Source organism: Micromonospora sp. WMMA1996 (genome assembly GCF_002573675.1).
In the GTDB taxonomy this organism is placed as follows: Bacteria; Actinomycetota; Actinomycetes; order Mycobacteriales; family Micromonosporaceae; genus Micromonospora; species Micromonospora sediminicola.
This window is the reverse complement of sequence record NZ_PDHU01000001.1, coordinates 3,161,796-3,186,890: the sequence shown is the minus strand read 5'-3', so window position 1 is coordinate 3,186,890 and position 25,095 is coordinate 3,161,796. Positions and strand designations below refer to the sequence as shown.

At 73.7% G+C, this 25,095-nt stretch carries 24 protein-coding genes; 21 read left to right on the top strand and 3 right to left on the bottom strand.

Annotated features, from left to right (window positions below; translation table 11 throughout):
• Nucleotides 1-330 precede the first annotated feature (330 nt).
• On the bottom strand, nucleotides 331-1,131 hold the full coding sequence (locus COO58_RS14540; RefSeq protein ID WP_098746358.1) for a cytochrome c oxidase assembly protein: 801 nt from the start codon (nucleotides 1,129-1,131) through the stop codon (nucleotides 331-333).
• Complete coding sequence (locus COO58_RS14535; protein WP_098745351.1) at nucleotides 1,128-1,649, bottom strand: DUF2243 domain-containing protein; 522 nt, start codon at nucleotides 1,647-1,649, stop codon at nucleotides 1,128-1,130. Before COO58_RS14535 ends, COO58_RS14540 begins: the two co-directional genes overlap by 4 nt.
• Nucleotides 1,650-1,741: 92 nt before the next feature.
• Here COO58_RS14535 and aroB point away from each other — a divergent pair, with 92 nt between their 5' ends.
• From aroB to nusB, 4 genes are all read left to right on the top strand, one after another.
• Nucleotides 1,742-2,818, top strand: coding sequence for a 3-dehydroquinate synthase (aroB, locus tag COO58_RS14530; protein WP_098745349.1), 1,077 nt, complete (start codon nucleotides 1,742-1,744; stop codon nucleotides 2,816-2,818).
• Nucleotides 2,815-3,255: a type II 3-dehydroquinate dehydratase gene (gene aroQ / locus COO58_RS14525; protein WP_098745348.1), complete on the top strand. Its 441-nt coding sequence runs from the start codon at nucleotides 2,815-2,817 to the stop codon at nucleotides 3,253-3,255. The genes aroB and aroQ overlap by 4 nt, the downstream gene beginning before the upstream one ends.
• Before the next feature lie 86 nt (nucleotides 3,256-3,341).
• Complete coding sequence (gene efp / locus COO58_RS14520; RefSeq protein WP_091578052.1) at nucleotides 3,342-3,899, top strand: elongation factor P; 558 nt, start codon at nucleotides 3,342-3,344, stop codon at nucleotides 3,897-3,899.
• 23 nt (nucleotides 3,900-3,922) lie between these two features.
• Nucleotides 3,923-4,333: a transcription antitermination factor NusB gene (gene nusB, locus COO58_RS14515; protein ID WP_176558877.1), complete on the top strand. Its 411-nt coding sequence runs from the start codon at nucleotides 3,923-3,925 to the stop codon at nucleotides 4,331-4,333.
• 60 nt (nucleotides 4,334-4,393) lie between these two features.
• Here the strand turns inward: nusB and COO58_RS14510 are convergent, their stop codons facing one another.
• Entirely contained in the window at nucleotides 4,394-4,882 is a 489-nt protein-coding gene (locus COO58_RS14510; protein ID WP_013285505.1) for a transcriptional regulator, read from the bottom strand.
• Nucleotides 4,883-5,168: 286 nt separating this feature from the next.
• Between COO58_RS14510 and pyrR the strand changes: the two genes are divergently transcribed.
• From pyrR to def, 17 genes are all read left to right on the top strand, one after another.
• The gene (pyrR, locus tag COO58_RS14505) at nucleotides 5,169-5,753 is read left to right on the top strand and encodes a bifunctional pyr operon transcriptional regulator/uracil phosphoribosyltransferase PyrR (protein ID WP_091578047.1); all 585 of its coding nucleotides are present in this window, start codon (nucleotides 5,169-5,171) and stop codon (nucleotides 5,751-5,753) included.
• The gene (locus COO58_RS14500; RefSeq protein ID WP_091578045.1) at nucleotides 5,750-6,676 is read left to right on the top strand and encodes an aspartate carbamoyltransferase catalytic subunit; all 927 of its coding nucleotides are present in this window, start codon (nucleotides 5,750-5,752) and stop codon (nucleotides 6,674-6,676) included. Before pyrR ends, COO58_RS14500 begins: the two co-directional genes overlap by 4 nt.
• The gene (locus tag COO58_RS14495; protein WP_098745346.1) at nucleotides 6,673-7,950 is read left to right on the top strand and encodes a dihydroorotase; all 1,278 of its coding nucleotides are present in this window, start codon (nucleotides 6,673-6,675) and stop codon (nucleotides 7,948-7,950) included. Before COO58_RS14500 ends, COO58_RS14495 begins: the two co-directional genes overlap by 4 nt.
• Nucleotides 7,947-9,089 (top strand): glutamine-hydrolyzing carbamoyl-phosphate synthase small subunit, encoded by a 1,143-nt coding sequence (gene carA, locus COO58_RS14490; RefSeq protein WP_091578040.1) that lies wholly within the window; start codon nucleotides 7,947-7,949, stop codon nucleotides 9,087-9,089. Before COO58_RS14495 ends, carA begins: the two co-directional genes overlap by 4 nt.
• Complete coding sequence (carB, locus tag COO58_RS14485; RefSeq protein WP_091578037.1) at nucleotides 9,082-12,429, top strand: carbamoyl-phosphate synthase large subunit; 3,348 nt, start codon at nucleotides 9,082-9,084, stop codon at nucleotides 12,427-12,429. Before carA ends, carB begins: the two co-directional genes overlap by 8 nt.
• Before the next feature lie 94 nt (nucleotides 12,430-12,523).
• Entirely contained in the window at nucleotides 12,524-13,534 is a 1,011-nt protein-coding gene (locus COO58_RS14480) for a quinone-dependent dihydroorotate dehydrogenase (protein WP_098745345.1), read from the top strand.
• Nucleotides 13,535-13,642: 108 nt separating this feature from the next.
• On the top strand, nucleotides 13,643-14,917 hold the full coding sequence (locus COO58_RS14475) for an adenosylmethionine--8-amino-7-oxononanoate transaminase (protein WP_098745343.1): 1,275 nt from the start codon (nucleotides 13,643-13,645) through the stop codon (nucleotides 14,915-14,917).
• Nucleotides 14,918-15,021: 104 nt separating this feature from the next.
• Nucleotides 15,022-15,858 (top strand): orotidine-5'-phosphate decarboxylase, encoded by an 837-nt coding sequence (gene pyrF, locus COO58_RS14470; RefSeq protein ID WP_091578028.1) that lies wholly within the window; start codon nucleotides 15,022-15,024, stop codon nucleotides 15,856-15,858.
• Between the two features lie 179 nt (nucleotides 15,859-16,037).
• Nucleotides 16,038-16,355, top strand: coding sequence for an integration host factor, actinobacterial type (gene mihF / locus COO58_RS14465; RefSeq protein ID WP_013285515.1), 318 nt, complete (start codon nucleotides 16,038-16,040; stop codon nucleotides 16,353-16,355).
• A 25-nt stretch (nucleotides 16,356-16,380) separates the two neighbouring features.
• Nucleotides 16,381-16,914, top strand: a complete 534-nt coding sequence (locus tag COO58_RS14460) for a guanylate kinase (RefSeq protein WP_091578025.1) — start codon at nucleotides 16,381-16,383, stop codon at nucleotides 16,912-16,914.
• A 59-nt stretch (nucleotides 16,915-16,973) separates the two neighbouring features.
• Nucleotides 16,974-17,240 (top strand): DNA-directed RNA polymerase subunit omega, encoded by a 267-nt coding sequence (gene rpoZ / locus COO58_RS14455; protein ID WP_013285517.1) that lies wholly within the window; start codon nucleotides 16,974-16,976, stop codon nucleotides 17,238-17,240.
• A gap of 14 nt (nucleotides 17,241-17,254) precedes the next feature.
• The gene (gene coaBC / locus COO58_RS14450) at nucleotides 17,255-18,463 is read left to right on the top strand and encodes a bifunctional phosphopantothenoylcysteine decarboxylase/phosphopantothenate--cysteine ligase CoaBC (RefSeq protein ID WP_091578022.1); all 1,209 of its coding nucleotides are present in this window, start codon (nucleotides 17,255-17,257) and stop codon (nucleotides 18,461-18,463) included.
• Between the two features lie 98 nt (nucleotides 18,464-18,561).
• A complete protein-coding gene (gene metK / locus COO58_RS14445; RefSeq protein WP_245666717.1) occupies nucleotides 18,562-19,752 on the top strand; it encodes a methionine adenosyltransferase in 1,191 nt (396 codons plus the stop codon).
• A gap of 59 nt (nucleotides 19,753-19,811) precedes the next feature.
• Complete coding sequence (locus tag COO58_RS14440; RefSeq protein WP_091578016.1) at nucleotides 19,812-21,860, top strand: primosomal protein N'; 2,049 nt, start codon at nucleotides 19,812-19,814, stop codon at nucleotides 21,858-21,860.
• A 231-nt stretch (nucleotides 21,861-22,091) separates the two neighbouring features.
• Nucleotides 22,092-23,075, top strand: coding sequence for an AAA family ATPase (locus COO58_RS14435; protein WP_098745342.1), 984 nt, complete (start codon nucleotides 22,092-22,094; stop codon nucleotides 23,073-23,075).
• 85 nt (nucleotides 23,076-23,160) lie between these two features.
• A complete protein-coding gene (locus tag COO58_RS14430) occupies nucleotides 23,161-24,492 on the top strand; it encodes a cytochrome P450 (protein WP_098745340.1) in 1,332 nt (443 codons plus the stop codon).
• Nucleotides 24,493-24,534: 42 nt separating this feature from the next.
• Nucleotides 24,535-25,095, top strand: a complete 561-nt coding sequence (gene def / locus COO58_RS14425; protein ID WP_091578009.1) for a peptide deformylase — start codon at nucleotides 24,535-24,537, stop codon at nucleotides 25,093-25,095.

Here is a 25,095-nt window from a genome sequence, read left to right as displayed (position 1 = left end):
TGTTCCACTCGGTGCCGTCGACGCTGGTGGGTGGAACGCTATGGGTGTGCGGGCGGATCGGGTGCCGGTGGTGGGAGTCACCGGCCAACCACGCGGTCAGCGTGCGGCCCGACGCCGGCTCGCGGGGCGAACTGGCCCGGACTGCTGCGGCCGTCCGCGCGCCGCGTGGTGAGGTGCGGCAGAATAGCGAGCAGCCTGCACGGCGTGTGCGGCAGAAGCCGCGAGCAGTCCGCACGGCGTGTGCGGCAGAGCTGCGAGCATCCTGCACGGCGGGGTGCGGCAGAGCTGCGAGCATCCCGCGCCGCGCGGTCTGTGGTGCGTTCGCGCTGGTCACGCCCGGGCCGGCGCGGGGCCGGTGGCCGAGCGGTCGGCCGGACGGCGGGCCGGGCGCTCCGGACGCCAGGTGGCGAGCAGGGCGAGCGCGAGGGCGATCTCGGCCAGGTCGCCGAGGTAGTACATCAGGGTGGCGCCGGCGCGCAGCTCGGCGGCGCCGGCCGGCACGTCGACGAGGACGCCGGCGTAGAGCAGTTGGGCGATCGTGGCGTGGGCGGCGACCCCGACGCCGAGCACCACCAGCCGGACCGGCACCCGGGGGCGGTGCGGGCCGGGGTCCGGCCCGGCGATCGACCAGGCGAAGAGACAACCGCTGAGCAGGAAGTGGGCCTGCACCAGTGTGTGCAGGGCGGGGTTGTCCAGCGTGGCCCGGTAGAGCGGGGTCAGGTAGAGCAGCCACAGGCCGCCCGCGGTAAGCAGCAGACCGGTCGCCGGGTGGCCGAGCACCCGCGCGACCGGGTGCCGGAGCACGTGGACCAGCCGGCGTCCGGCGCGCCGGTCCAGAGTCCGCAGCACCAGCGTGACCGGCGCGCCGAGGACCAGGGCCAGCGGCGCGAGCATGCCGATCAGCAGGTGCTGCCACATGTGCCCGACGAAGTCGTCGGCCGGCCGGAGCAGCCCGAGGGCCACCAGCAGCGTGCCCAGCCCGAAGCTCGCGGTCCGCCCGTGTGCCCAGCCCGGCCCGTCGGGGTCCCGCAGCCGCAGCGCGGCGGCCAGGTAGGCCCAGAACAGGACCGCCGGGAGCAGCGCGGTCGCCGGGAACCCGTCGGTGGCGTGCCCGGCGTGGGCGAGGGTCACCGACACTCCGGCGCGCAGAGGTCCACCCCGTCGGCCCGCCGCTGGATCACCCAGCCGACCGCGACCAGGACCAGGCCGAGGGCGAGGAAGCCCAGGTCCCACCAGATCTGGTACGGGCCGGTGCGGACGTGGTGGATGCCGAGCAGGTGGTGATCGACGATCCCCTCGACGAGGTTGAACAGCCCCCAGCCGACCAGGACCCAGCCCCAGAGCATCGGCGAGCGCCAGAGCCGGCCCCGGGACCGGGTCACCCGGGCATAGAGCAGGGCCAGCCCGGTCAGCACCGCCACCCAGGTGACCACGTGGAACAGGCCGTCCCACACCGTGTTCATCTGCAGCCCCGGCACCGTGTCGACCGGGTAGTCCCTGATCCCCACGTGGTCGGCGTTGGTGCTGCTGAGCATGTGGTGCCACTGGAAGACCTGGTGCAGGAGGATGCCGTCGACGAAGCCGCCCAGCCCGATGCCGAGGATCGTGGCGGGGAGCCGGATGCTCGTGCGCTGCGTGCTCTCGCTCATCCGGCCGCCCTACCCGGGGCGCGCGCGGACAAACGCCCCACGGAGTGGACAGTCGCCGCGCCGGGGGCGGGCGCTGGACTAGGCTGCCGGCGATGGACGAGGTGACCCGGATCCCGGTCGGCGGCGAACGGCCGTACGACGTGCTGGTGGGACGCGACCTGCTCGACCCGCCGCCCCGGCTGCTGCCCGGCGCGGAGCGGGTGGCCTTCCTGTACGCGCCGCCGCTGAAGGCGCTGGCCGAACGGCTCGCCGAGCGGCTTCGCGCCGACGGCGTGGCGCCGCTGCTGGTGGAGGTGCCCGACGCCGAGGCGGGCAAGCACGTCGACGTGGCCGCCGGCTGCTGGGACCGGCTCGGCGCGGCGGGCTTCACCCGTACCGACGCGGTGGTCGGGGTGGGCGGCGGCGCGGTCACCGACCTGGCCGGCTTCGTCGCGGCCAGCTGGCTGCGCGGCGTGCGCTGGGTGCCGGTGGCGACGTCGCTGCTCGGCATGGTCGACGCCGCGGTGGGCGGCAAGACCGGGATCAACACGGCGGCCGGCAAGAACCTGGTGGGCGCGTTCCACCCGCCGGTCGGCGTGATCTGCGACCTGGCGACGCTGGACAGCCTGCCCCCGGCCGACCTGGCCGCCGGCCTGGCCGAGGTGGTCAAGTGCGGGTTCATCGCCGACCCGGTGATCCTCGACCTGGTGGAGCGGGATCCGGCCGCCGCGCTGGACCCGACCGGCCCGGTGCTGCGCGAGCTGGTCGAGCGCGCGGTGCGGGTCAAGGCCGACGTGGTCGGCGGTGACCTGCGCGAGTCCGGGGTACGCGAGGTGCTCAACTACGGGCACACCCTCGCCCACGCGATCGAGAAGGTCGAGGGCTACCGCTGGCGGCACGGGCACGCGGTCGCGGTCGGGCTGGTCTACGCGGCCACCCTCGCGCGACTCGCCGGCCGGCTCGACGAGGCGACCGCGCGCCGGCACCGTGACGTGCTGGCGGCGCTCGACCTGCCCACCGGCTACCGGGCCGACGCCTGGCCGGAGCTGCTCGCCGCGATGCGGGTGGACAAGAAGGCCCGGGGCAGCCGGCTGCGGTTCGTGGTGCTGGACGGGCTCGCCCGCCCGGCGATCCTGGAGGCGCCGTCGGACGAGCTGCTCGCCGAGGCGTACCGGGAGATCAGCTCGTGAGGGTCTACGTGCTCAACGGGCCGAACCTGGGCCGGCTCGGCACCCGCCAGGTCGACGTCTACGGCGTGACCAGCTACGCCGACCTGGTGGCCGACTGCGAGCGGACCGGGCGTGAGCTGGGCCTGGACGTGGTGGTGCGGCAGACCGACGCCGAGCACGAGCTGCTGGGCTGGCTGCACCAGGCGGCCGACGAGGAGGCGGCGGTGGTGCTCAACCCGGCCGCCTGGTCGCACTACTCGATCGCGGTCCGCGACGCCTGCGCCCTGCTGCGCGGCCCCCTGGTGGAGGTGCACATCTCCAACATCCACGCCCGCGAGGAGTTCCGGCACCACTCGGTGGTCTCCGCCGTCGCCACCGGGGTGATCTGCGGCCTGGGCGTGGACGGCTACCGGCTGGCCCTGCACCACCTGGCGCTCCGGCTCGGTGCTGGCGCCTGACGCTGCGTCACCTGGGGCCGGGGTCCGATTCGACACAGCTAGTAGACTTGGTGGGTCTGTCCGCCAATTGATGATCAAGGCAGGAAATGGCCACCACCAACGACCTGAAGAACGGCCTGGTACTCAACCTGGACGGCGAGCTGTGGGCCGTCGTCGAGTTCCAGCACGTCAAGCCCGGTAAGGGTGGTGCCTTCGTGCGCACCACGCTGAAGAACGTGCTGTCCGGCAAGGTGGTCGACAAGACCTTCAACGCGGGCACCAAGGTCGAGACGGCGACCGTGGACAAGCGCACCATGCAGTACCTGTACGCCGACGGCGAGGACTACGTCTTCATGGATCTGGAGACGTTCGACCAGATCACCGTCATGGGCGGCGTCGTCGGTGAGGCCGCCAACTACCTCCTCCCGGAGGCCGAGGCGACCGTCGCCACCCACGAGGGCGTCCCGCTCTACATCGAGCTGCCGACCTCGGTCGTGCTCGAGGTCACCTACACCGAGCCCGGCCTGCAGGGCGACCGGTCGACCGGCGGCAACAAGCCGGCCACCGTCGAGACGGGCGCCACGGTCCAGGTGCCGCTGTTCATCACCACCGGTGAGAAGATCAAGGTCGACACCCGCGACGGCCGTTACCTCGGCCGAGCCTGATGGCCGAGGGTCCGAAGCAGCAGATGCCGGCGCGCCGCAAGGCGCGCAAGCGGGCGCTGGACGTGCTCTTCGAGGCCGACCTGCGCGACCGGCCCCCGGTCGAGGTCCTGGCCGGTTACCTGGAGCGGATCGAGCAGCCCCGCCCCGACCACCTCGGCTACGCGGTCGGGCTGGTCGAGGGCGTCGCGGCGCACCTCGACCGGATCGACGAGACGATCGCCAGCTACGCCGAGGGGTGGACGCTCGACCGGATGCCGGTGGTCGACCGCAACCTGGCCCGGATCGCCGTCTACGAGCTGCTCTACGTCGACGAGATCGACGACGCGGTGGCGATCAGCGAGGCCGTCGAGCTGGCCCGGCAGATGTCGACCGACGACTCGCCCCGGTTCCTCAACGGCATCCTCGGCCGGATCGCCGAGTACGCCACGCGCTGACGCGCCGCGACGACGAAGGGCCCGTGCCGGACGGCACGGGCCCTTCGACGTACGGGTGGGTCAGGAGGCGAAGAACGCCCGCGGGTCGGCGACCAGCACACCGTGCTCGGTCAGCCGCTCGATCAGACCCGACGGCGAGGCGTCGTAGACGATGGCGAGGGCGCGCAGGTCGTCGGCGCGGATGGAGAGCACCCGGCCGTTGTAGTCACCGCGCTGCTGCTGGATGGCGCGGGCGTACCGGGCGACGTACGCGAGGTCCTCGGAGGCCTCGTCGTAGAGCCGCTCCAGGTCCAGCACGATCTTGCTGGTGGGCTCGTGACGCACCCCACTGCCGTCGGGCAGCAGCTCCGAGACGGGAACGCGGTAGAAGTCGGCCAGCTCCGCCAGGCGGGACACGGTGACGGCCCGGTCGCCGCGCTCGTACGAGCCGACCACCACGGCCTTCCACCGCCCGTTCGACTTCTCCTCCACACCCTGCAGGGACAGGCCCTGCTGCTGGCGGATGGAGCGCAGGCGGGCGCCCAGCGACTTGGCGTATTCAGAGGGCATTCGGACACTCCCAGTGCTGCTCGGGGTTCTCCCAGCTATCGCTACGGAGCGTGACGGTACGGGGATTGCGACACGTGGTCAAGTGTTGCTCTCCACCGGGTCCGGGGGGCCGGTCTGGCTTGTCCGCATTTCTCCGGGCTGACCAGCAGGTCAGGACCGGCGACGGGGGGCCCGGTGACCGCTGGTAACGTGGCGTGAAGCCCCGGTCCGGGCCCCCGCGGGTCCGCCGGAGTCGATCAGACGTCCTTTAACGACCCGTCCCGTGAGGCGGGGAAGGAGGTCCGCCGTGGCCTACCCACCGGCTGCCCAACCGTCGCCGCCGCGACAACCCTCGGTGAAGGTGATCCTCGCCGCCGCCGACGTCTCGCGGGTGGTCGACCGCATCGCCCACCAGATCCTGGAGAAGACCCAGGGCGCCGCCGACACCGTGCTGCTCGGCATCCCCACCCGGGGCGTGCCCCTGGCCAGACGGCTCGCCGCCCGGATCAGCACCTTCGAGGACGTGACCGTCCCGGTCGGCGTGCTCGACATCACCCTCTACCGCGACGACCTGCGCCGGCACGCCACCCGCGCGGTCGGCCCGACCGACCTGCCGCCCGGCGGGATCGACGGCAAGCGGGTCGTCCTCGTCGACGACGTGCTCTTCTCCGGCCGCACCGTGCGGGCCGCGCTGGACGCGCTCAGCGACGTCGGCCGCCCGGCCTCCGTGCAGCTCGCCGTCCTGGTCGACCGCGGGCACCGCCAGCTGCCGATCCGCGCCGACTACGTGGGCAAGAACATCCCCACCGCGCTGGCCGAGAACGTCAAGGTCACCCTCGCCGAGACCGACGGCACCGACGAGGTCAAGTTGTACGGGGGGTCACCCGCATGATCCGTCATCTGCTCTCCGGCGCCGACCTGGACGCCGACACCGCCACCCTGGTCCTGGACACCGCGGCCGAGATGGCCACCGTGGCCGGCCGCGAGGTCAAGAAGCTGCCCGCGCTGCGCGGGCGCACCGTGGTCAACCTCTTCTACGAGGACTCCACCCGGACCCGGATCTCGTTCGAGGCGGCCGCCAAGCGGCTCAGCGCCGACGTGATCAACTTCTCCGCCAAGGGCTCCAGCGTGGCCAAGGGCGAGAGCCTCAAGGACACCGCGCTGACCCTCCAGGCCATGGGCGCCGACGCGGTGGTCGTGCGGCACCCCGCCTCCGGCGCGCCGCACCGGCTGGCCGACTGGGTGGACGGGTCGGTGGTCAACGCCGGCGACGGCACCCACGAGCACCCCACCCAGGCGCTGCTCGACGCGTACACGATGCGGTCCCGGCTGGGCCGGCTCGCCGGCCTGCACGTGGCGATCGTCGGCGACGTGCTGCACTCCCGGGTGGCCCGCTCGAACGTGCTGCTGCTCAGCACGCTGGGCGCCAAGGTCACCCTGGTCGGCCCGCCGACGCTGATCCCGCGCGACATCTCCCCGGCGCTCGCCCCCGGCACCGACGTCTCCTACGACCTCGACACCGTTCTTCCCGGTGTGGACGTGGTGATGATGCTGCGGGTGCAGCGGGAGCGGATGAGCGACTCCTACTTCCCCTCGGCCCGGGAGTACGCCCGCCGCTACGGGCTCGACGGGCCGCGCATGCGTCGGCTGCCCGAGCACGCGATCGTCATGCACCCCGGCCCGATGAACCGGGGGATGGAGATCACGCCCGAGGTCGCCGACTCGTCCCGCTCCACCATCGTCGAACAGGTCGCCAACGGGGTCTCCGTGCGGATGGCCGTCCTCTACCTGCTGCTCGGAGGGAACAACCGGTGACCGCGTACCTCATCAGGAACGTCCGTGTGCTCGACGGCGAGCCGACCGACCTGCTCATCCGCGACGGTGTGGTGGCCGGGGCCGGCGCCGGCCTGACCGCCGACGACGCCACGGTGCTCGACGCGACCGGCCTGGTCGCGCTGCCCGGCCTGGTCGACCTGCACACCCACCTGCGCGAACCCGGCCGGGAGGACGCCGAGACGGTCGAGTCCGGGTCCCGGGCGGCGGCGCTCGGTGGCTACACGGCGGTCTGCGCGATGGCGAACACGTCGCCGGTCGCCGACACCGCCGGCGTGGTCGAGCAGGTCTGGCGGCTCGGCCGGGAGGCCGGCCTGGTCGACGTGCAGCCGATCGGCGCGGTCACCGTCGGGCTGGCCGGGGAGCGCCTGGCCGAGCTGGGCGCGATGGCCGACTCCGCCGCCCGGGTGCGGATCTTCTCCGACGACGGGCACTGCGTGGCCGACCCGCGGCTGATGCGCCGGGCGCTGGAGTACGTCAAGGCGTTCGACGGGGTGATCGCCCAGCACGCCGAGGAGCCCCGGCTCACCGAGGGCGCGCAGATGCACGAGGGCGAGGTGTCCACCCGGCTCGGGCTGACGGGCTGGCCGGCCGTCGCCGAGGAGGCGATCATCGCCCGGGACGTGCTGCTGGCCGAGCACGTCGGCAGCCGGCTGCACGTCTGCCACGTCTCCACCGCCGGCAGCGTCGAGGTGCTGCGGCAGGCCAAGGCGCGCGGGGTGCGGGTGACCGCCGAGGTGACGCCGCACCACCTGCTGCTGACCGACGACCGGGCCGAGACGTACGACCCGGTCTTCAAGGTCAACCCGCCGCTGCGCACCGCCGCCGACGTCGCCGCGCTGCGGGCCGCGCTGGCCGAGGGCGTGATCGACATCATCGCCACCGACCACGCGCCGCACGCCGTGGAGGACAAGGAGTGCGAGTGGGCGTACGCCCGGCCGGGCATGCTCGGCCTGGAGACGGCGCTGTCCATCGCGCTCGACGTGTTCGGCCCCCGCTGGGACCTGATCGCCGAGCGGATGTCCCGCACGCCGGCCCGGATCGCCGGGCTGACCGTGCACGGCCTCGACCCGGCGCCCGGCGTGCCGGCCAACCTGACCCTGGTCGACCCGGCCGCCCGCCGCGTGATCGAGCCGGCGGAGCTGGCCAGTCGCAGTCGCAACACCCCGTACGCCCGCATGACGCTGCCGGGTCGCATCGTGGCGACCTTCCTGCGCGGCGAGCCGACGGTTTTGGACGGAAAGGCTGTGAAGTGAAGAGACGTTCCGCGATCCTCGTCCTGGAGGACGGGCGCACGTTCCACGGCGAGGCGTACGGCAGCGTCGGGGAGACCTTCGGCGAGGCGGTCTTCAACACCGGCATGACCGGCTACCAGGAGACGCTCACCGACCCCTCCTACCACCGGCAGGTGGTGGTGCAGACCGCGCCGCACATCGGCAACACCGGCGTCAACGGCGAGGACGACGAGTCCGGCCGGATCTGGGTGGCCGGGTACGTGGTGCGCGACCCGGCCCGGATCGGCTCGAACTGGCGCGCCACCGGCGGCCTGGAGGACCGGCTCGCCGCCGAGGGCGTGGTCGGCATCAGCGGGGTGGACACCCGGGCGCTCACCCGGCACCTGCGTGAGCGCGGCGCGATGCGGGTCGGTGTCTCCAGCGTCGAGGACGACCCGGCCGCGCTGCTGGAGCGGGTACGCCGCTCGCCGCAGATGGTCGGCGCCGACCTGTCCGCCGAGGTGAGCACCGCGCAGCCGTACGTCGTCGAGGCGCAGGGCGAGCACCGGTTCACGGTGGCCGCGCTGGACCTGGGCATCAAGCGCAACGTGCCGCGCCGGCTCGCCGCCCGCGGCGTCACCACCCACGTCCTGCCGGCCGGCTCGACGATCGACGACCTGCTGGCCACCGGCGCGGACGCGGTGTTCTTCTCGCCCGGCCCGGGCGACCCGGCGACCGCCGACGGCCCGGTGGCCCTGGCCCGGGAGGTGCTGACCCGGCGGATCCCGCTGTTCGGCATCTGCTTCGGCAGTCAGATCCTCGGCCGGGCGCTCGGCTTCGGCACCTACAAGCTCGGGTACGGCCACCGCGGCATCAACCAGCCGGTGCTCGACCGGGTCACCGGCAAGGTCGAGGTGACCAGCCACAACCACGGCTTCGCGGTCGAGGTGCCGGGCGCCGGGGACGGCGCGGTGGTGCCGGATCAGGTGATCCAGACCGAGTTCGGCGGCGTCCAGGTGTCACACCTCTGCCTCAATGACAACGTGGTCGAGGGGCTGCGGGCCGTGGACGTGCCCGCCTTCACCGTCCAGTACCACCCGGAGGCGGCGGCCGGTCCGCACGACGCGGACTACCTGTTCGACCGCTTCGCCGAGCTCATCGAAGGCGGCAAGAATGCCTAAGCGGACCGACCTGAAGCACGTGCTGGTGATCGGCTCCGGGCCGATCGTGATCGGACAGGCCTGCGAGTTCGACTACTCCGGCACCCAGGCCTGCCGGGTGCTGCGCAGCGAGGGGATCCGGGTCAGCCTGGTCAACTCCAACCCGGCGACGATCATGACCGACCCGGAGTTCGCCGACGCCACCTACGTCGAGCCGATCACCCCGGAGTTCGTCGAGCTGGTCATCGCCAAGGAGCGCCCGGACGCGCTGCTGCCCACCCTGGGCGGGCAGACCGCGCTGAACACCGCGGTCGCCCTGCACGAGGCGGGGGTGCTGGAGAAGTACGGCGTCGAGCTGATCGGCGCCAACATCGAGGCGATCAACCGGGGCGAGGACCGGCAGCTGTTCAAGGACATCGTGGCCAAGGCCGGCGTACGCCTGGGCCTGGACGACCCGTCGACGCTGACCCCGCGCTCGCGGGTCTGCCACTCGATGGACGAGGTCCGGGACACGGTCGCCGAGCTGGGCCTGCCGGTGGTCATCCGCCCGTCGTTCACCATGGGCGGTCTCGGCTCCGGCATGGCGCACACCGACGAGGACCTGGAGCGCATCGCCGGCTCCGGGCTGGCCGCCAGCCCGGTGCACGAGGTGCTCATCGAGGAGAGCGTGCTCGGCTGGAAGGAGTACGAGCTCGAGCTGATGCGCGACCGCCACGACAACGTGGTGGTGGTCTGCTCGATCGAGAACGTCGATCCGATGGGCGTGCACACCGGCGACAGCGTCACCGTCGCCCCGGCCATGACGCTGACCGACCGGGAGTACCAGCGGCTGCGCGACCTCGGCATCGCCGTGCTGCGCGAGGTCGGGGTGGACACCGGTGGCTGCAACATCCAGTTCGCGGTCAACCCGGCCGACGGCCGGATCGTCGTGATCGAGATGAACCCGCGGGTGTCGCGCTCCTCGGCGCTGGCGTCGAAGGCCACCGGCTTCCCGATCGCCAAGATCGCCGCGAAGCTCGCCATCGGCTACACGCTGGACGAGATCCCCAACGACATCACGCTCAAGACGCCGGCCGCGTTCGAGCCGACGCTGGACTACGTGGTGGTGAAGATCCCCCGGTTCGCGTTCGAGAAGTTCCCCGGCGCCGACCCGGAGCTGACCACCACCATGAAGTCGGTGGGCGAGGCGATGAGCCTGGGCCGCAACTTCACCGAGGCGCTGAACAAGGCGATGCGCTCGATGGAAACGAAGTCGTCCGGTTTCTGGACCACCCCGGACCCGGCGGGCGCCACGAAGGAGAACACGCTCGCCGCGCTGCGGATGCCGCACGACGGCCGGCTCTACACCGTCGAGCGGGCGCTGCGCCTGGGCGCGTCGATCGCCGAGGTGGCCGAGGCCTCCGGCGGCATGGACCCCTGGTTCCTGGACCAGATCACCGCCCTGGTCGAGCTGCGCGCCGAGATCGTCGACGCCCCGGTGCTCGACGCCGCCCTGCTGCGCCGGGCCAAGCGGGCCGGCCTGTCCGACCGGCAGCTCGCCGCGCTGCGGCCCGAGCTGGCCGCCGAGGACGGGGTACGCACGCTGCGCCACCGGCTCGGGGTCCGGCCGGTCTACAAGACGGTGGACACCTGCGCGGCCGAGTTCGAGGCGACCACGCCGTACCACTACTCGACCTATGACCAGGAGACGGAGGTGGCGCCCTCGGAGCGGCCGAAGGTGCTCATCCTCGGCTCGGGGCCGAACCGGATCGGGCAGGGCATCGAGTTCGACTACTCGTGCGTGCACGCCGTCCAGGCCCTCCGGGACGTGAACTACGAGACCGTGATGGTCAACTGCAACCCGGAGACCGTCTCCACCGACTACGACACCGCCGACCGGCTCTACTTCGAGCCGCTGACCTTCGAGGACGTGCTGGAGGTCTGGCACGCCGAGGACTCGTCGGGCAGGGCGGCCGGCGGGCCGGGCGTGGTCGGGGTGGTCGTCCAGCTCGGCGGCCAGACCCCGCTGGGCCTGGCGCAGCGGCTCAAGGACGCCGGGGTGCCGATCGTCGGCACCTCCCCGGAGTCGATCCACCTGGCCGAGGAGCGGGGCGCGTTCGGCGCGGTGCTGGCCCGGGCCGGACTGCGGGCGCCCGCGCACGGCATGGCCACCTCGTACGACGAGGCGAAGGCGATCGCCGACGAGATCGGGTACCCGGTGCTGGTGCGGCCGTCGTACGTGCTCGGCGGTCGGGGCATGGAGATCGTCTACGACGACGCCACGCTGCGCGACTACATCGGCCGGGCCACCGACATCTCGCCCGACCACCCGGTGCTGGTGGACCGCTTCCTCGACGACGCCATCGAGATCGACGTGGACGCGCTCGTCGACGCGGACGGCGACGTCTACCTGGGCGGCGTGATGGAGCACATCGAGGAGGCCGGCATCCACTCCGGCGACTCCTCCTGCGCGTTGCCGCCGATCACGCTGGCCGGCTCGCACCTGACGCAGGTGCGCCGCTACACCGAGGAGATCGCCCGCGGCGTCGGGGTGCGCGGCCTGCTCAACGTCCAGTACGCGTTGCAGGGCGACACGCTCTACGTGCTGGAGGCCAACCCCCGCGCCTCGCGTACGGTGCCGTTCGTGTCGAAGGCCACGGCGGTGCCGCTGGCCAAGGCGGCGGCCCGGATCGCGTTGGGCGCGACGATCGCGCAGCTGCGCGCCGAGGGCCTGCTGCCACCGACCGGTGACGGCGGCACCATGCCGGCCGACGCGCCGATCGCGGTCAAGGAGGCGGTGCTGCCGTTCAAGCGGTTCCGCACCCCGGCCGGCAAGGGCATCGACGTGCTGCTCGGCCCGGAGATGCGGTCCACCGGCGAGGTGATGGGCATCGACACCGGCTTCGGCCGGGCGTTCGCCAAGTCGCAGGCCGCCGCGTACGGGTCGCTGCCGACGGCCGGGAAGATCTTCGTCTCGGTGGCGAACCGGGACAAGCGCGGCATGATCTTCCCGATCAAGCGCCTGGCGGACCTCGGCTTCGAGATCGTCGCCACCACCGGCACGGCCGAGGTGCTGCGCCGGCACGGCATCGCCTGCGAGCAGATCCGCAAGCACTACGAGTCGGGCGAGGGGGCGGACGCGGTCTCGCTGATCCTCGGCGGCGACGTGGCGCTGGTGGTCAACACCCCGCAGGGCTCCGGCGCGAGTGCCCGCTCGGACGGCTACGAGATCCGCAGCGCCGCGGTCACCGCGGACATCCCGTGTGTCACCACCGTCCCCGGCGCCGCCGCCGCGGTCATGGGCATCGAGGCGAGGATCAACGGCGACCTCCAGGTCCGCCCCCTCCAGGACCTGCACGCCGCCCTGCGGGCCGGCGAGTGACCACCCCGACGTCCGCGTCGACCATGAGGTTGGCGGCGGCAGCGGAGATCCACATCGCCGCCAACCTCATGGTCAACGGGTCGGGGGCGGGGCGGTGATCTTCGAGAAGGTGGTGCGGCCGCGGCTGTTCGCGCTCGGGGGCGGGGACGCCGAGGCGGCGCACGAGTGGACCCTCGCCCGGCTGGCCGCGCTGTCCCGGCGGCCGGCGGTCCTGGCGGCGCTGCGTCGGACGTACTTCCGGGCCTCGCCGCGGGAGGTGTTCGGGGTGCGCTTCCCGAACCCCGTCGGCTTGGCCGCCGGCATGGACAAGAACGGTCTGGCGCTGCCCGCCTGGCCGGCGCTCGGCTTCGGTTTCGTCGAGGTCGGCACCGTGACCGCGCACGCCCAGCCGGGCAACCCCCGGCCCCGGCTGTTCCGGCTGCGCGACAGCGAGGCCGTGATCAACCGGATGGGCTTCAACAACGCCGGCGCGGACGCCCTGGCCGCCCGGCTGGCGGCGCTGCCGCGCCCGCTCGGCGTGCCGCTGGGCATCTCGCTGGGCAAGTCCAAGGTGACCCCGCTGGACGAGGCGGTCGAGGACTACCTCGCCTCCTACCGGGCGCTCAAGGGGCACGGCGACTACTTCGCGGTCAACGTGTCCTCGCCGAACACCCCGGGTCTGCGGTCGTTGCAGGACCGGTCCCATCTGGACGCCCTGCTCGCCGCGCTGGTGGGGGAGAAGCCGGTGCTGGTGAAGATCGCCCCGGACCTCAGCGAGCCGGCCGTCGCCGAACTGCTGGAGGTGTGCCTGGACCGGGGCGCGGCCGGCGTCATCGCCACCAACACCACGCTCGGTCGGGACGGGCTCGCCCCCGCCGACCGGGCGCGCGCCGCCGAGACGGGCGGCCTCTCCGGCCGGCCGCTGACCGACCGCGCCCTGGAACTGGTCGGCTTCGTGCACCGGGAGACCGGGGGCCGCCTGCCGGTGATCGGCGTCGGCGGCATCCTCGACCCCGACGACGCGACCCGGATGTTCGATGCCGGCGCCGCCCTGGTCCAGCTCTACACCGGCTTCATCTACCGCGGCCCCGCCCTCACCCGGGCCATCACCCGCACCACCCGTTGACCCCAGTTCGCGCGATCTTGCAGTTTCGGCCCCGGCACACCGCTCATACCGGGCGCGACACGGGCCGAAACCGCAAGATCGCCGGGGAGGGGCGAAGGAGGAGAGTCCGTGACGCCCGAGGAGATCCTCGCCCTTGACCGGCGGCACGTCTGGCATCCCTACTCGGGGATGCCGGCGGGCAGCCCGCCGTACGTGGTGGAGAGCGCCGCCGGGGTGCGGTTGCGGCTGGGCGACGGGCGGGAGCTGGTCGACGGCATGTCGTCCTGGTGGGCGGCGATCCACGGCTACCGGCACCCGGTGCTGGACGCCGCGGTGACCGACCAGCTCGGACGGATGAGCCACGTGATGTTCGGCGGCCTCACCCACGAGCCCGCGGCACGCCTGGCGCGCACCCTGGTCGAGCTGGCCCCGGACGGGCTGGAACACGTCTTCCTGGCCGACTCCGGCTCGGTGAGCGTCGAGGTCGCGGTGAAGATGTGCCTGCAGTACCAGCGCGCCGTCGGGCGCCCGGGACGCCGCCGGCTGGGCACCTGGCGGGGCGGCTACCACGGCGACACGTTCCACCCGATGAGCGTCTGCGACCCGGAGGGCGGCATGCACCACCTGTGGGGCGACGTGCTGCCCCGTCAGGTGTTCGCGCCGGTGCCGCCGCCCGGCTTCGACGCCACGCCCGACCCGGCGTACGAGGCGGCGCTGGTGGAGGCGGTGGAGCGGCACGCCGACGAGCTGGCCGCGGTGATCGTCGAGCCGGTGGTCCAGGGCGCCGGCGGGATGCGGTTCCACCACCCGCACTACCTGCGGGTGCTGCGCGAGGTGACCCGGCGGCACGGCATCCTGCTGGTCTTCGACGAGATCGCCACCGGCTTCGGCCGGACCGGCCGGATGTTCGCCGCCGAGCACGCCGGCGTCACGCCGGACGTGCTCTGCGTCGGCAAGGCGCTCACCGGTGGCTACCTGACGCTGGCGGCGGCGCTCTGCACCCCCGAGGTGGCCGGGGCGATCTCCGCCGACGGCGTGCTGGCGCACGGTCCGACGTTCATGGGCAACCCGCTCGCCTGCGCGGTCGCCAACGCCTCCCTGGACCTGCTGCGGGCCGGGGACTGGTCCGGGCGGGTGGCGGGGATCGCGGCGGGCCTGCGGGCCGGCCTGGAGCCGTTGCGCGGCACGCCGGGCGTGGCCGACGTGCGGGTGCTCGGCGCGATCGGCGTGGTGCAACTGGACCACGAGGTGGACCTGCCGCGGGCGACCGCCGCCGCGGTCGGGGAGGGGGTGTGGCTGCGCCCGTTCCGGGACCTGGTCTACACCATGCCGCCGTACGTCTGCGACGAGGCGGACGTGGCCCGGATCGCGGCCGGCGTGGCCGCCGCGGTCAAGGCCGGCTGAGTCCCGGCCGGGCGGTCGGGGCCGGCCGGGACGACCTGACGCGACGGGAGGTCCGTCGCCTGGACACGGAGGCGGCCCCGGCCGCCGGAAGAGGGAGATGCGCGATGGAGACGTTCGGCGCCCGCCTGCACCGGGCCGTGGCGGAGCGGGGACCGCTCTGCGTGGGGATCGACCCGCACCCGGGTCTGCTCGCCGACTGGGGCCTGCCCGACGACGTCGAGGGGCTCGAGCGGTTCAGCCGCACCGTGGTGGAGGCGATCGGCGACCGGGTGGCCGTGGTCAAGCCGCAGTCGGCGTTCTTCGAGCGCTTCGGTGCGCGGGGTGTCGGCGTGCTTGAGTCAACTATCCGACAGTTGCGAAATGCGGGCGCGCTCGTTCTGCTCGACGTCAAGCGCGGTGACATCGGTTCGACGGTCCGCGCGTACGCCTCGGCGTACCTCGATCCATCCAGCCCGCTGTATGTCGACGCGGTCACCGCGAGCCCCTACCTGGGGGTGGGTTCGCTCGCCCCGATGTTCGAGTTGGCCGCCGCGCACGGCGGCGGGGTGTTCGTCCTGGCGCTCACCTCGAACCCCGAGGGCGCCGCCGTGCAGCGTGCCGTGGCCGCCGACGGACGCACCGTGGCGCAGACCGTGATCGACGAGATTTCCCAGCTCAACCGGGGTGCGGAGCCGCTCGGCAGCATCGGCCTGGTGGTCGGCGCGACGATCGGTGAGACCGGTCACGACCTGGATGCGGTCAACGGTCCGCTGCTCGCGCCGGGCCTCGGTGCGCAGGGCGGGACGCCCGCCGGGCTGCGGGCGGTCTTCGGCGCCGCCCTGCCGTCGGTGCTGCCGTCGTACTCCCGTGAGGTGCTGGGCGCGGGGCCGGACCAGGAGGCCCTGCGGGCCGCCGTCGAGCGGGTGCTGACCGACTGCCGGGCCGCCCTGACCACCGCCTGACTGACTGACGGCTCCGTCACTTTACGTTGATCATCGCGCGTCCACGTTGCCGAAAACTCCGTTGACCGCTAGTTTTCCCCGCGCTGGGAACCACGGACCCCTTTGGTTGCCAGCGACACCACGTTTCACAGCTGCGGTGGGGCGCTCCGCCCGCCGTACTAGGGACCTGAGGAGAACTGGTGCCGCTCCCGTCACTGACCCCCGAACAGCGCGCTGCCGCGCTGGAGAAGGCCGCGGAGATCCGCAAGGCCCGCGCTGAGCTGAAGGAGCAGCTCAAGCAGGGCAAGACCACCCTCGCCACCGTCCTCGAGCGGGCCGAGTCCGACGACGTCGTGGGCAAGCTGAAGGTTTCGGCAGTGCTCCAGGCGATGCCGGGCATCGGCAAGATCCGGGCCACCCAGATCATGGAGAAGCTCAAGATCGCGGACAGCCGTCGCCTGCGCGGCCTCGGCGAGCAGCAGCGTAAGGCGCTGCTCGGAGAGTTCGCCGCCAACTGAACGGCCCACCGTGTAGAAACAAGCGGTGAGCACGGATGACGAGGCGCGCTCGGCGGCTCGGCTCACTGTCCTTTCCGGCCCCTCGGGGGCCGGGCGGGGCAGTGTCGTCGAGTTGGTCCGGGCGCGCCTCGCGTCCGTGTGGGTGCCGGTGGTCGCCACCACGCGGCCGCCGCGCCCGGGGGAGCGCGACGGTGTGGACCGGCTCTTCCTCGACCCGCCCGCCTTCGACCGGCTGGTCGCGGCCGGCGAGCTGCTGGAGTGGTGCCGGATCGGGCCGTACCGCCGGGGTGTGCCCCGCGCGGACGTGCGGTCCCGGCTCGCGCAGGGCCGTCCGGTGCTGCTGCCGTTGGACCTGGCCGGCGCGCTCGCCGTCCGGGCGGTGGCGCCGCGGGCCCGGCTGGTGCTGCTCGCGCCGCCGGCGTACCGGGCCGAGCCGGCCGTCGCGGCCGCCTTCACACACGCCGTGGCGCACGACCGAACCGAGCGTGCCGCCACCGAGCTGGTAGGATTGCTCGGTTCGTCATTCCTGGCCCCGGCCCGACCGCCTCCCGGCGGTTGAGCGGCCCGCCAGCCGGTCACCGCCCCTGGGCGGCGCACGAGACGCAGAGGTTTGAATTCGTGGGATCCATCGCCACCAACCCCGAGGGCATCACCAACCCGCCGATCGACGAGCTGCTCGAGAAGACCACCTCGAAGTACGCGCTGGTCATCTTCGCCGCCAAGCGTGCCCGCCAGGTCAACGCCTACTACAGCCAGCTCGGTGAGGGCCTGCTGGAGTACGTCGGCCCGCTGGTGGAGACCACCCCGCAGGAGAAGCCGCTCTCCATCGCGATGCGGGAGATCAACGCGGGCCTGCTCACCGCCGAGCCGACCGACCAGCCGTAGTTCCGCCCGCGCCGATGCCCGCCGAGATCGTCCTCGGGGTCGGCGGTGGCATCGCCGCCTACAAGGCGTGTGAGCTGCTCCGGCTCTTCACCGAGTCGGGTCACCGGGTCCGGGTCGTGCCGACCGCGTCGGCGCTCCGCTTCGTCGGGGCGCCGACCTGGGCCGCGCTCTCCGGCCAGCCGGTGGCCGACGACGTCTGGTCCGACGTGCACGAGGTGCCGCACGTGCGGCTCGGGCAGCACGCCGACCTGGTCGTGGTGGCGCCGGCCACCGCCGACCTGCTCGCCAAGGCCGCGCACGGCCTCGCCGACGACCTGCTCACCAACACGCTGCTGACCGCGCGCTGCCCGGTGGTGCTGGCCCCGGCCATGCACACCGAGATGTGGGAGCACCCGGCGACCGTGGCCAACGTGGCCACGCTGCGCTCCCGGGGCGTACGGGTGATCGAGCCGGCGGTCGGCCGCCTGACCGGGCGGGACACCGGCAAGGGCCGGCTGCCCGACCCGGCGGAGATCTTCGCCGTCGCCCGGCGGGCGCTGGCCCGCGGCGTGGCCGCCCCGGCCGACCTGGCCGGCCGGCACGTGGTGGTCACCGCCGGCGGCACCCGCGAGCCGCTCGACCCGGTCCGCTTCCTCGGCAACCGGTCCTCCGGCAAGCAGGGGTACGCGTTCGCCCGCGCCGCCGTGGCCCGGGGCGCCCGGGTGACGCTGGTGTCGGCGAACGTGGCCCTCGCCGACCCGGCCGGCGCCGACCTGGTCCGGGTGGGCACCACCGAGGAGCTGCGCGAGGCCACGCTGGCGGCGGCCGCCGACGCGGACGCCGTGGTGATGGCCGCCGCGCCCGCCGACTTCCGTCCGGCCAGCTACGCCACCGGGAAGATCAAGAAGTCGGAGGACGGCGTCGCGCCGACCGTCGAGCTGGTCACCAACCCGGACATCGCCGCCGAGTTGGGCCGGGATCGCCGGCCCGGGCAGGTGCTGGTGATCTTCGCCGCGGAGACCGACGACGCCGAGGCCAACGGCCGGGCCAAGCTCGCCCGCAAGCGCGCCGACCTGATCGTGGTCAACGAGGTGGGTGTCGACAAGGTCTTCGGCGCGGAGACCAACGCGGCGACCGTGATCGGGGCCGACGGCGCCGTGCACCGGCTGCCCGAGCAGCCCAAGGAGGACCTGGCCGACGCCGTCTGGGATCTCGTGGCGGCGCGCCTGGGCCCGCCGTCCTGACGGTTGGTCAGCTCGCCGTTCCCGGGGCCGGACCGGAACGGGGGCGACTAAACTGCCGCCGAGCGACCTTTAAAAGTCTTCACATGCTTAGGAGTGCCGTGACACGTCTCTTCACGTCCGAATCGGTCACGGAGGGCCACCCGGACAAGATCGCCGACCAGATCAGTGACGGCATTCTCGACGCGCTGCTCGCGCAGGACCCGCACAGCCGGGTCGCGGTGGAAACGCTGATCACCACCGGGCAGGTGCACGTCGCCGGCGAGGTGACCACCAAGGCGTACGCCGACATCCCGACCATCGTCCGGGAGACCATCCTCGGCATCGGCTACGACTCGTCGAAGAAGGGCTTCGACGGCGCGTCCTGCGGCGTGAGCGTGTCCATCGGCGCCCAGTCGCCGGACATCGCGCAGGGCGTGGACAACGCGTTCGAGCTGCGCACCGGTGGCTCGGAGAGCGCGCTGGACGCGCAGGGCGCGGGCGACCAGGGCATGATGTTCGGCTTCGCCTGCTCCGAGACGCCCGAGCTGATGCCGCTGCCGATCGCGCTGGCGCACCGGCTGGCCCGCCGGCTCGCCGCGGTGCGCAAGGACGGCACCATCCCCTACCTGCGTCCGGACGGCAAGACCCAGGTCACCATCGAGTACGACGGCCTGCGTCCGGTGCGCCTGGACACGGTGGTCGTCTCCAGCCAGCACGCGGCGGACATCTCGCTGGAGTCGCTGCTCACGCCGGACGTGCGGGAGCACGTCATCACGCCGGAGCTGGAGGGCCTGGGTCTGGAGACCGAGGGCTACCGGCTGCTGGTGAACCCGACCGGGCGGTTCGAGATCGGCGGCCCGATGGGTGACGCCGGCCTGACCGGCCGCAAGATCATCGTGGACACCTACGGCGGTTACGCCCGGCACGGCGGGGGCGCGTTCTCCGGCAAGGACCCGTCGAAGGTCGACCGGTCCGCCGCGTACGCGATGCGCTGGGTGGCCAAGAACGTGGTCGCCGCCGGCCTGGCCGAGCGGTGCGAGGCGCAGGTCGCGTACGCGATCGGCAAGGCGCACCCGGTGAGCCTGTTCATCGAGACCTTCGGCACCGAGACGGTGGCGGTGGCCTCGATCGAGAAGGCGGTGGCCGAGGTGTTCGACCTGCGTCCCGCCGCGATCATCCGGGACCTGAACCTGCTGCGCCCGATCTACCAGCAGACCGCCGCGTACGGCCACTTCGGCCGGGAGCTGGCGGATCTGACCTGGGAGAGCACCGAGCGGGCCGCCGACCTCAAGTCGGCCGCGGGAGCCTGACCGCCACCACGCGCCGCGACCGGCGACCCGCCGAGGGGTCGCCGGTCGCTCGCGTCTGCGTGGACGTGCCGCTGCCGCACCTCGACCGGCCGTTCGACTACCTGGTCCCGGAGGCGCTGGACGCCGACGCCCGGCCCGGGGTGCGGGTGAAGGTCCGGTTCGCCGGGCAGCTCGTCGACGGCTGGCTGCTGGAACGCGTCGCCGAGTCGGCGCACCCCAAGCTGGCGTACCTGGAGAAGGTCGTCTCCCCGGTGCCGGTGCTCTCCCCGGAGGTGGCCCGGCTGGCCCGGGCGGTCGCCGACCGCTACGCCGGGAGCCTGGCCGACGTGCTCCGCCTCGCCGTGCCGCCCCGGCACGCCCGCGCCGAGAAGGCCGTCACCGCCGCCGACGCGTCCGCGGACCCCGACCCCGCCCCGGACGCCGCCGGAGAGACCCGCGTCGACGCCGGCGTCGCGCCGTCGGCGGCCGCCGACACGTCCGCGGACCCCGACCGCGCGCCTGCCGCCACCCCGGCGGACCCCGGGTCCGCGCGACCGGAACCGGTCGGCGCGCCCGTCGATCCTCGCGGCTGGCGGGACTACCCGGCCGGGCCGGCGCTGATCCGGGCGCTCGCCGACGGCCGGGCGCCCCGCGCCGTGTGGTCCGCGCTGCCGGGGGAGGACTGGGCCGAGCGGTACGCCGACGCCGTGGCCGCCACCGTGGCCGGCGGCCGGGGAGCGCTGGTCGTGGTCGCCGACGCCCGGGACCTGGACCGCCTCGACGCGGCGCTGACCGCGCTGCCGGGCGCGGGGCGGCACGTCCGGCTCACCGCCGCCGACGGCCCGGCCGCCCGGTACCGCGCCTTCCTGACCGCCCGCCGGGGCGAGGCGCGGGTGGTGATCGGGACCCGGGCCGCCATGTTCGCCCCGGTGGAGCGGCTCGGCCTGGTGGCCGTCTGGGACGACGGCGACGACCTGCACGCCGAACCCCGCGCGCCCTACCCGCACACCCGCGAGGTGCTGCTCACCCGGGCCCAGCTCACCGGCGCGGCCGCCCTGGTCGGCGGCTACGCCCGGACCGCCGAGGCGCAGCTGCTGGTGGAGACCGGCTGGGCCCGGGAGGTGGTCGCCGACCGCGCCATCGTCCGGGCGCGGATGCCGGCCATGGCGCCCACCGGCGACGACCCGCAGCTGGCCCGGGATCCCGGCGCGGCCTCCGCCCGGCTGCCCAGCCTGGCCTGGACCACCGCCCGGGACGCGCTCCGCGCCGACCTGCCGGTGCTGGTGCAGGTGCCCCGCCGCGGCTACCTGCCCTCGGTCGCCTGCGCCGACTGCCGGGCCCCGGCCCGCTGTCCGCACTGCGCCGGTCCGCTGAGCCTGCCCTCGGCCCAGGGCACGCCGGCCTGCCGCTGGTGCGGCCGGGTGGCCGCCGCGTACGCCTGCCCGGAGTGCGGCGGGCGGCGGCTGCGGGCCTCGGTCACCGGCGCCCGGCGCACCGCCGAGGAGCTGGGCCGGGCGTTCCCGGGCGTGCCGGTGCGGACCTCGGGCCGGGAGGAGGTGCTGGCCGCCGTGCCGGGTGGGGCCGGGCTGGTGATCGCCACCCCGGGCGCGGAGCCGGTGGCCGAGGGCGGCTTCGGCGCGGTGCTGCTGCTCGACTCGTGGGCGCTGCTCACCCGGGCCGACCTGCGGGCCGGGGAGGAGGCGCTGCGTCGGTGGATGGCCGCCGCCGCGCTGGCCCGCCCCGGCGCGGCCGGGGGCCGGGTGGTGGTGGTCGCCGACGGTGCCCTCGCGCCGGTGCAGGCGCTGCTGCGCTGGGACGCGGCCTGGTTCGCCGAACGGGAGCTGGCCGAACGCCGCGAGCTGGGTTTCCCGCCGGCGGTGCGGATGGCCAGCGTCACCGGCGTGGCCGAGGCGGTGGCCGACCTGCTGGCCGGCGCCCGGCTGCCGGACGACGCGGAGGTCCTCGGCCCGGTGCCGGCGGAGGAGGGGCGGGAGCGGATGCTGGTCCGGGTCCCCCGGGCCCGGGCCGCCGCCCTGGCCGACGCGTTGCACGCGGCGGCCGGGCAGCGCAGCGCGCGCAAGGCGGTCGATCCGGTCCGGCTCCAGGTCGATCCGCTCAGCCTGTTCTGACCGGCCCCCGACGGCCGTGACCCAGCGCACCCGGGCCGGCGCGCACGGTCGTGAGCTGGGGTTTGCCGCACACCTGGTCCGGCAATTGGGTAGCGGGCGGTGATAGCATCGCCCGTCATGCCCAGGCGCGCGGTTTTCCGCGCGGGACACGGCGCGGCGAATGCTCCCAGCACGTCGGGCCGACACGGATTCGATGTCGTCAGTCAGCCGGTGAGCAGGGGTGGACCAGTCGTGACCGTTCGTCAGTCGATCGTCTTCAACGGCGACCTCGGCAGCGGCAAGAGCACCGTTTCCGTCGAGATCGCCAAGCGGCTCGGCCTGCGCCGGGTCAGCGTCGGCGACCTCTACCGGCAGATGGCCCAGGAGCGGCAGATGACCGCCCTCCAGCTCAACCTGCACGCCGAGCTGGACCAGGCCGTCGACGGCTACGTCGACCAGCTCCAGCGCGACATCGCCGCCTCGGGCGAGTCGCTGGTGATGGACTCCCGCCTGGCGTGGCACTTCTTCACCGACGCGCTCAAGGTGCACATGATCACCGAGCCGACCGAGGCGGCCCGGCGGGTGCTGGCCCGCCCGTCCGGTCCGGCCGAGAGCTACACCTCGCTGGAGGAGGCGCGGGCCAAGCTGCGCGAGCGCAGCGAGAGCGAGCGCGGCCGCTTCATCGTCCGGTACGGCGTCGACAAGGCCCGGCTGCGCAACTACGACCTGATCTGCGACACCACCCGGGCCAACCCGGAGCAGGTGATCCAGCACGTGGTCGACGTCTACGAGGGCCGGCTCGGTGCCGAGGTGCTGCGCGCCGGCCAGCCGCTGCTGCTGCTCGACCCGAACCGGGTCTACCCGACCGAGGACGTGGCCACGCTGCGCGGTCTCTGGGACTCGGAGTTCGCCGGCGAGGTGGCCGAGGCCGGCGACGAGGCGCTGGAGCCGCTGAGCATCGGCTACACCGGTGAGTACTTCTTCGTCGTCGACGGGCACCGGCGGCTCAGCGCCGCGGTGCGCGGCGGGTTCCCGCTGGTGCCCGCCCGGCTGGTCGCCGAGGTCGACGAGCCGGTGGTCGGCGGCATGAGCGCCGTCGACTTCTTCGCCGCCCAGGCCCGGCCGGGTCTGATCCACGACTGGGAGGACGCGCACGGCATCGCACTGCCGCTGCCGGAGCACGCCCTGCTCGGCGGTGGTGCGGTGCTCGCCGGGGAGCCGGGCGCCGGGGCCTGACGGCCGTCCGGGCGCGGCGACGGGATCGCCCGATCCGGCGGAAACGGGGCATGATGGGGGTCTCCGACGCCTGGGGAGGCCGACCGTGGACCCTGCCGACGCCCTCGCGCTGCTGATGTCCCCCGCGGGTCGGGTCGACCCCTACCCGACGTACGAGCGGTTGCGCGCGCACGGCCCGGTGGTCCAGGCCGGGCCCGTCTTCTACGTGGTGACCGGGTACGCCGAGGCCGACGCGATCCTGCGCGACGCCCGGTTCGGGGTGATGGACGACGGCCTGCGCGACCAGTTCATGCCCGGCTGGCGGGAGAGCCCGGCGGTGCTGTCCATCTCCCGGTCGATGCTGCGCACCAACCCGCCCGACCACAGCCGGATGCGGCGCCTCGCCGCCGGCGCGTTCACCCCCCGCCGGATCGCCGCGATGCGCGACGTGGTGCAGGCGCAGGCCGACGACCTGGTCGACCGGCTGCTGGCCGGCGGGCGGGGCGGCGCGCCGGTCGACTTCATGGCCGAGTTCGCGTACCCGCTGCCGGTCGGGGTGATCTGCGCGCTGCTCGGCGTCCCGGCGGCGGACCGGCCGCTGTTCCGGCGCTGGGCCACCGACCTGACCGGGGTGCTGGAGCCGGAGATCACGGCCGACGAGCTGGCCGTGGCCGACCGGGGCGCGGGCGAGCTGCGGGCCTACTTCACCGAGCTGGTCGCGGCCCGCCGCCGGGCCCCCGCCGACGACCTGACGACCGCGCTGGCCCAGGCCCACGACGGCCATAATTCGGCCTCCGCGCCGCAAGACGGCGCTCCGGACCGAATGAGGGCCGACGCCGACGGTGAGAGCCTCTCCGGCGACGAGCTGCTGGCCAACCTGATCGTGCTGCTGGTGGCCGGCTTCGAGACCACCACCAACCTGCTCGGCAACGGTCTGGTGGCGCTGCTCGACCACCCCGACGCGGCCGCGACGCTGCGCGAGCACCCGGAGTTCGCCCCCGGATACGTCGACGAGCTGCTGCGCTACGACTCGCCGGTGCAGCTGACCTCCCGGATGAGCACCGAGCCGTCCCGGCACGGCGACCTCGACCTGCCGCCGGAGAGCTGGGTCATCGTGATGCTCGGCGCGGCCAACCGTGATCCCCGCCGCTACCCGGAGCCGGCGCGCTTCGACCCGTGGCGACCGCAGATCCACCCGCTGTCCTTCGGCGCCGGGCCGCACTACTGCCTCGGCGCCGCGCTGGCCCGGCTGGAGGCACAGGTGGCGTTCCCGCTGCTGCTGCGCCGGCTGCCCGGCCTGGCTCTGGCCGGCGCGCCCGAGCGGCGGGTCCGGCTCACCCTGCGCGGTTACGCCACGCTGCCGGTCACCGTCGGGCGGGAGGCGTCCCCGGTCACCGTTCCCGGTACGCCACCGGAGGCGTCCGGCCGCACTCCGTAGACTGGGACGGCACCACCCGTCCCAGACAAGGAGCCACGCCGCGTGACCGTCCAGCCCATCCGTCTGTTCGGCGACCCGGTGCTGCGCACGCCGGCCGACCCCGTGGTCGACTTCGACGCCGAGCTGCGCAAGCTGATCGCCGACCTGACCGACACGATGCGCGAGCAGAACGGCGCCGGCCTGGCCGCGCCGCAGCTCGGGGTGGGCCTGCGGGTGTTCACCTTCGACGTCGACGACATGCTCGGCCACCTGGTCAACCCGGTGCTGGAGTTCCCCGACGAGGAGGAACAGGACGGCCCGGAGGGTTGCCTGTCCATCCCTGGGCTCTACTTCGACACGAAGCGCCGGCAGAACGTGATCGCCAAGGGCTTCACCGCCCACGGCGACCCGATGCAGATCGTCGGCACCGGCCTGATGGCCCGCTGCCTGCAGCACGAGACCGACCACCTCGACGGGGTGCTCTTCCTGGACCGCCTCGACGCGGCCGGCCGCAAGGAGGCCATGAAGGCGATCCGGCAGGCGGACTGGTACGACCAGGCCGCCCCGCCCACGGTCAAGCTGAGCCCGCATCCCGTCACGAACCCGTTCGGCCTGGGGCGGTGA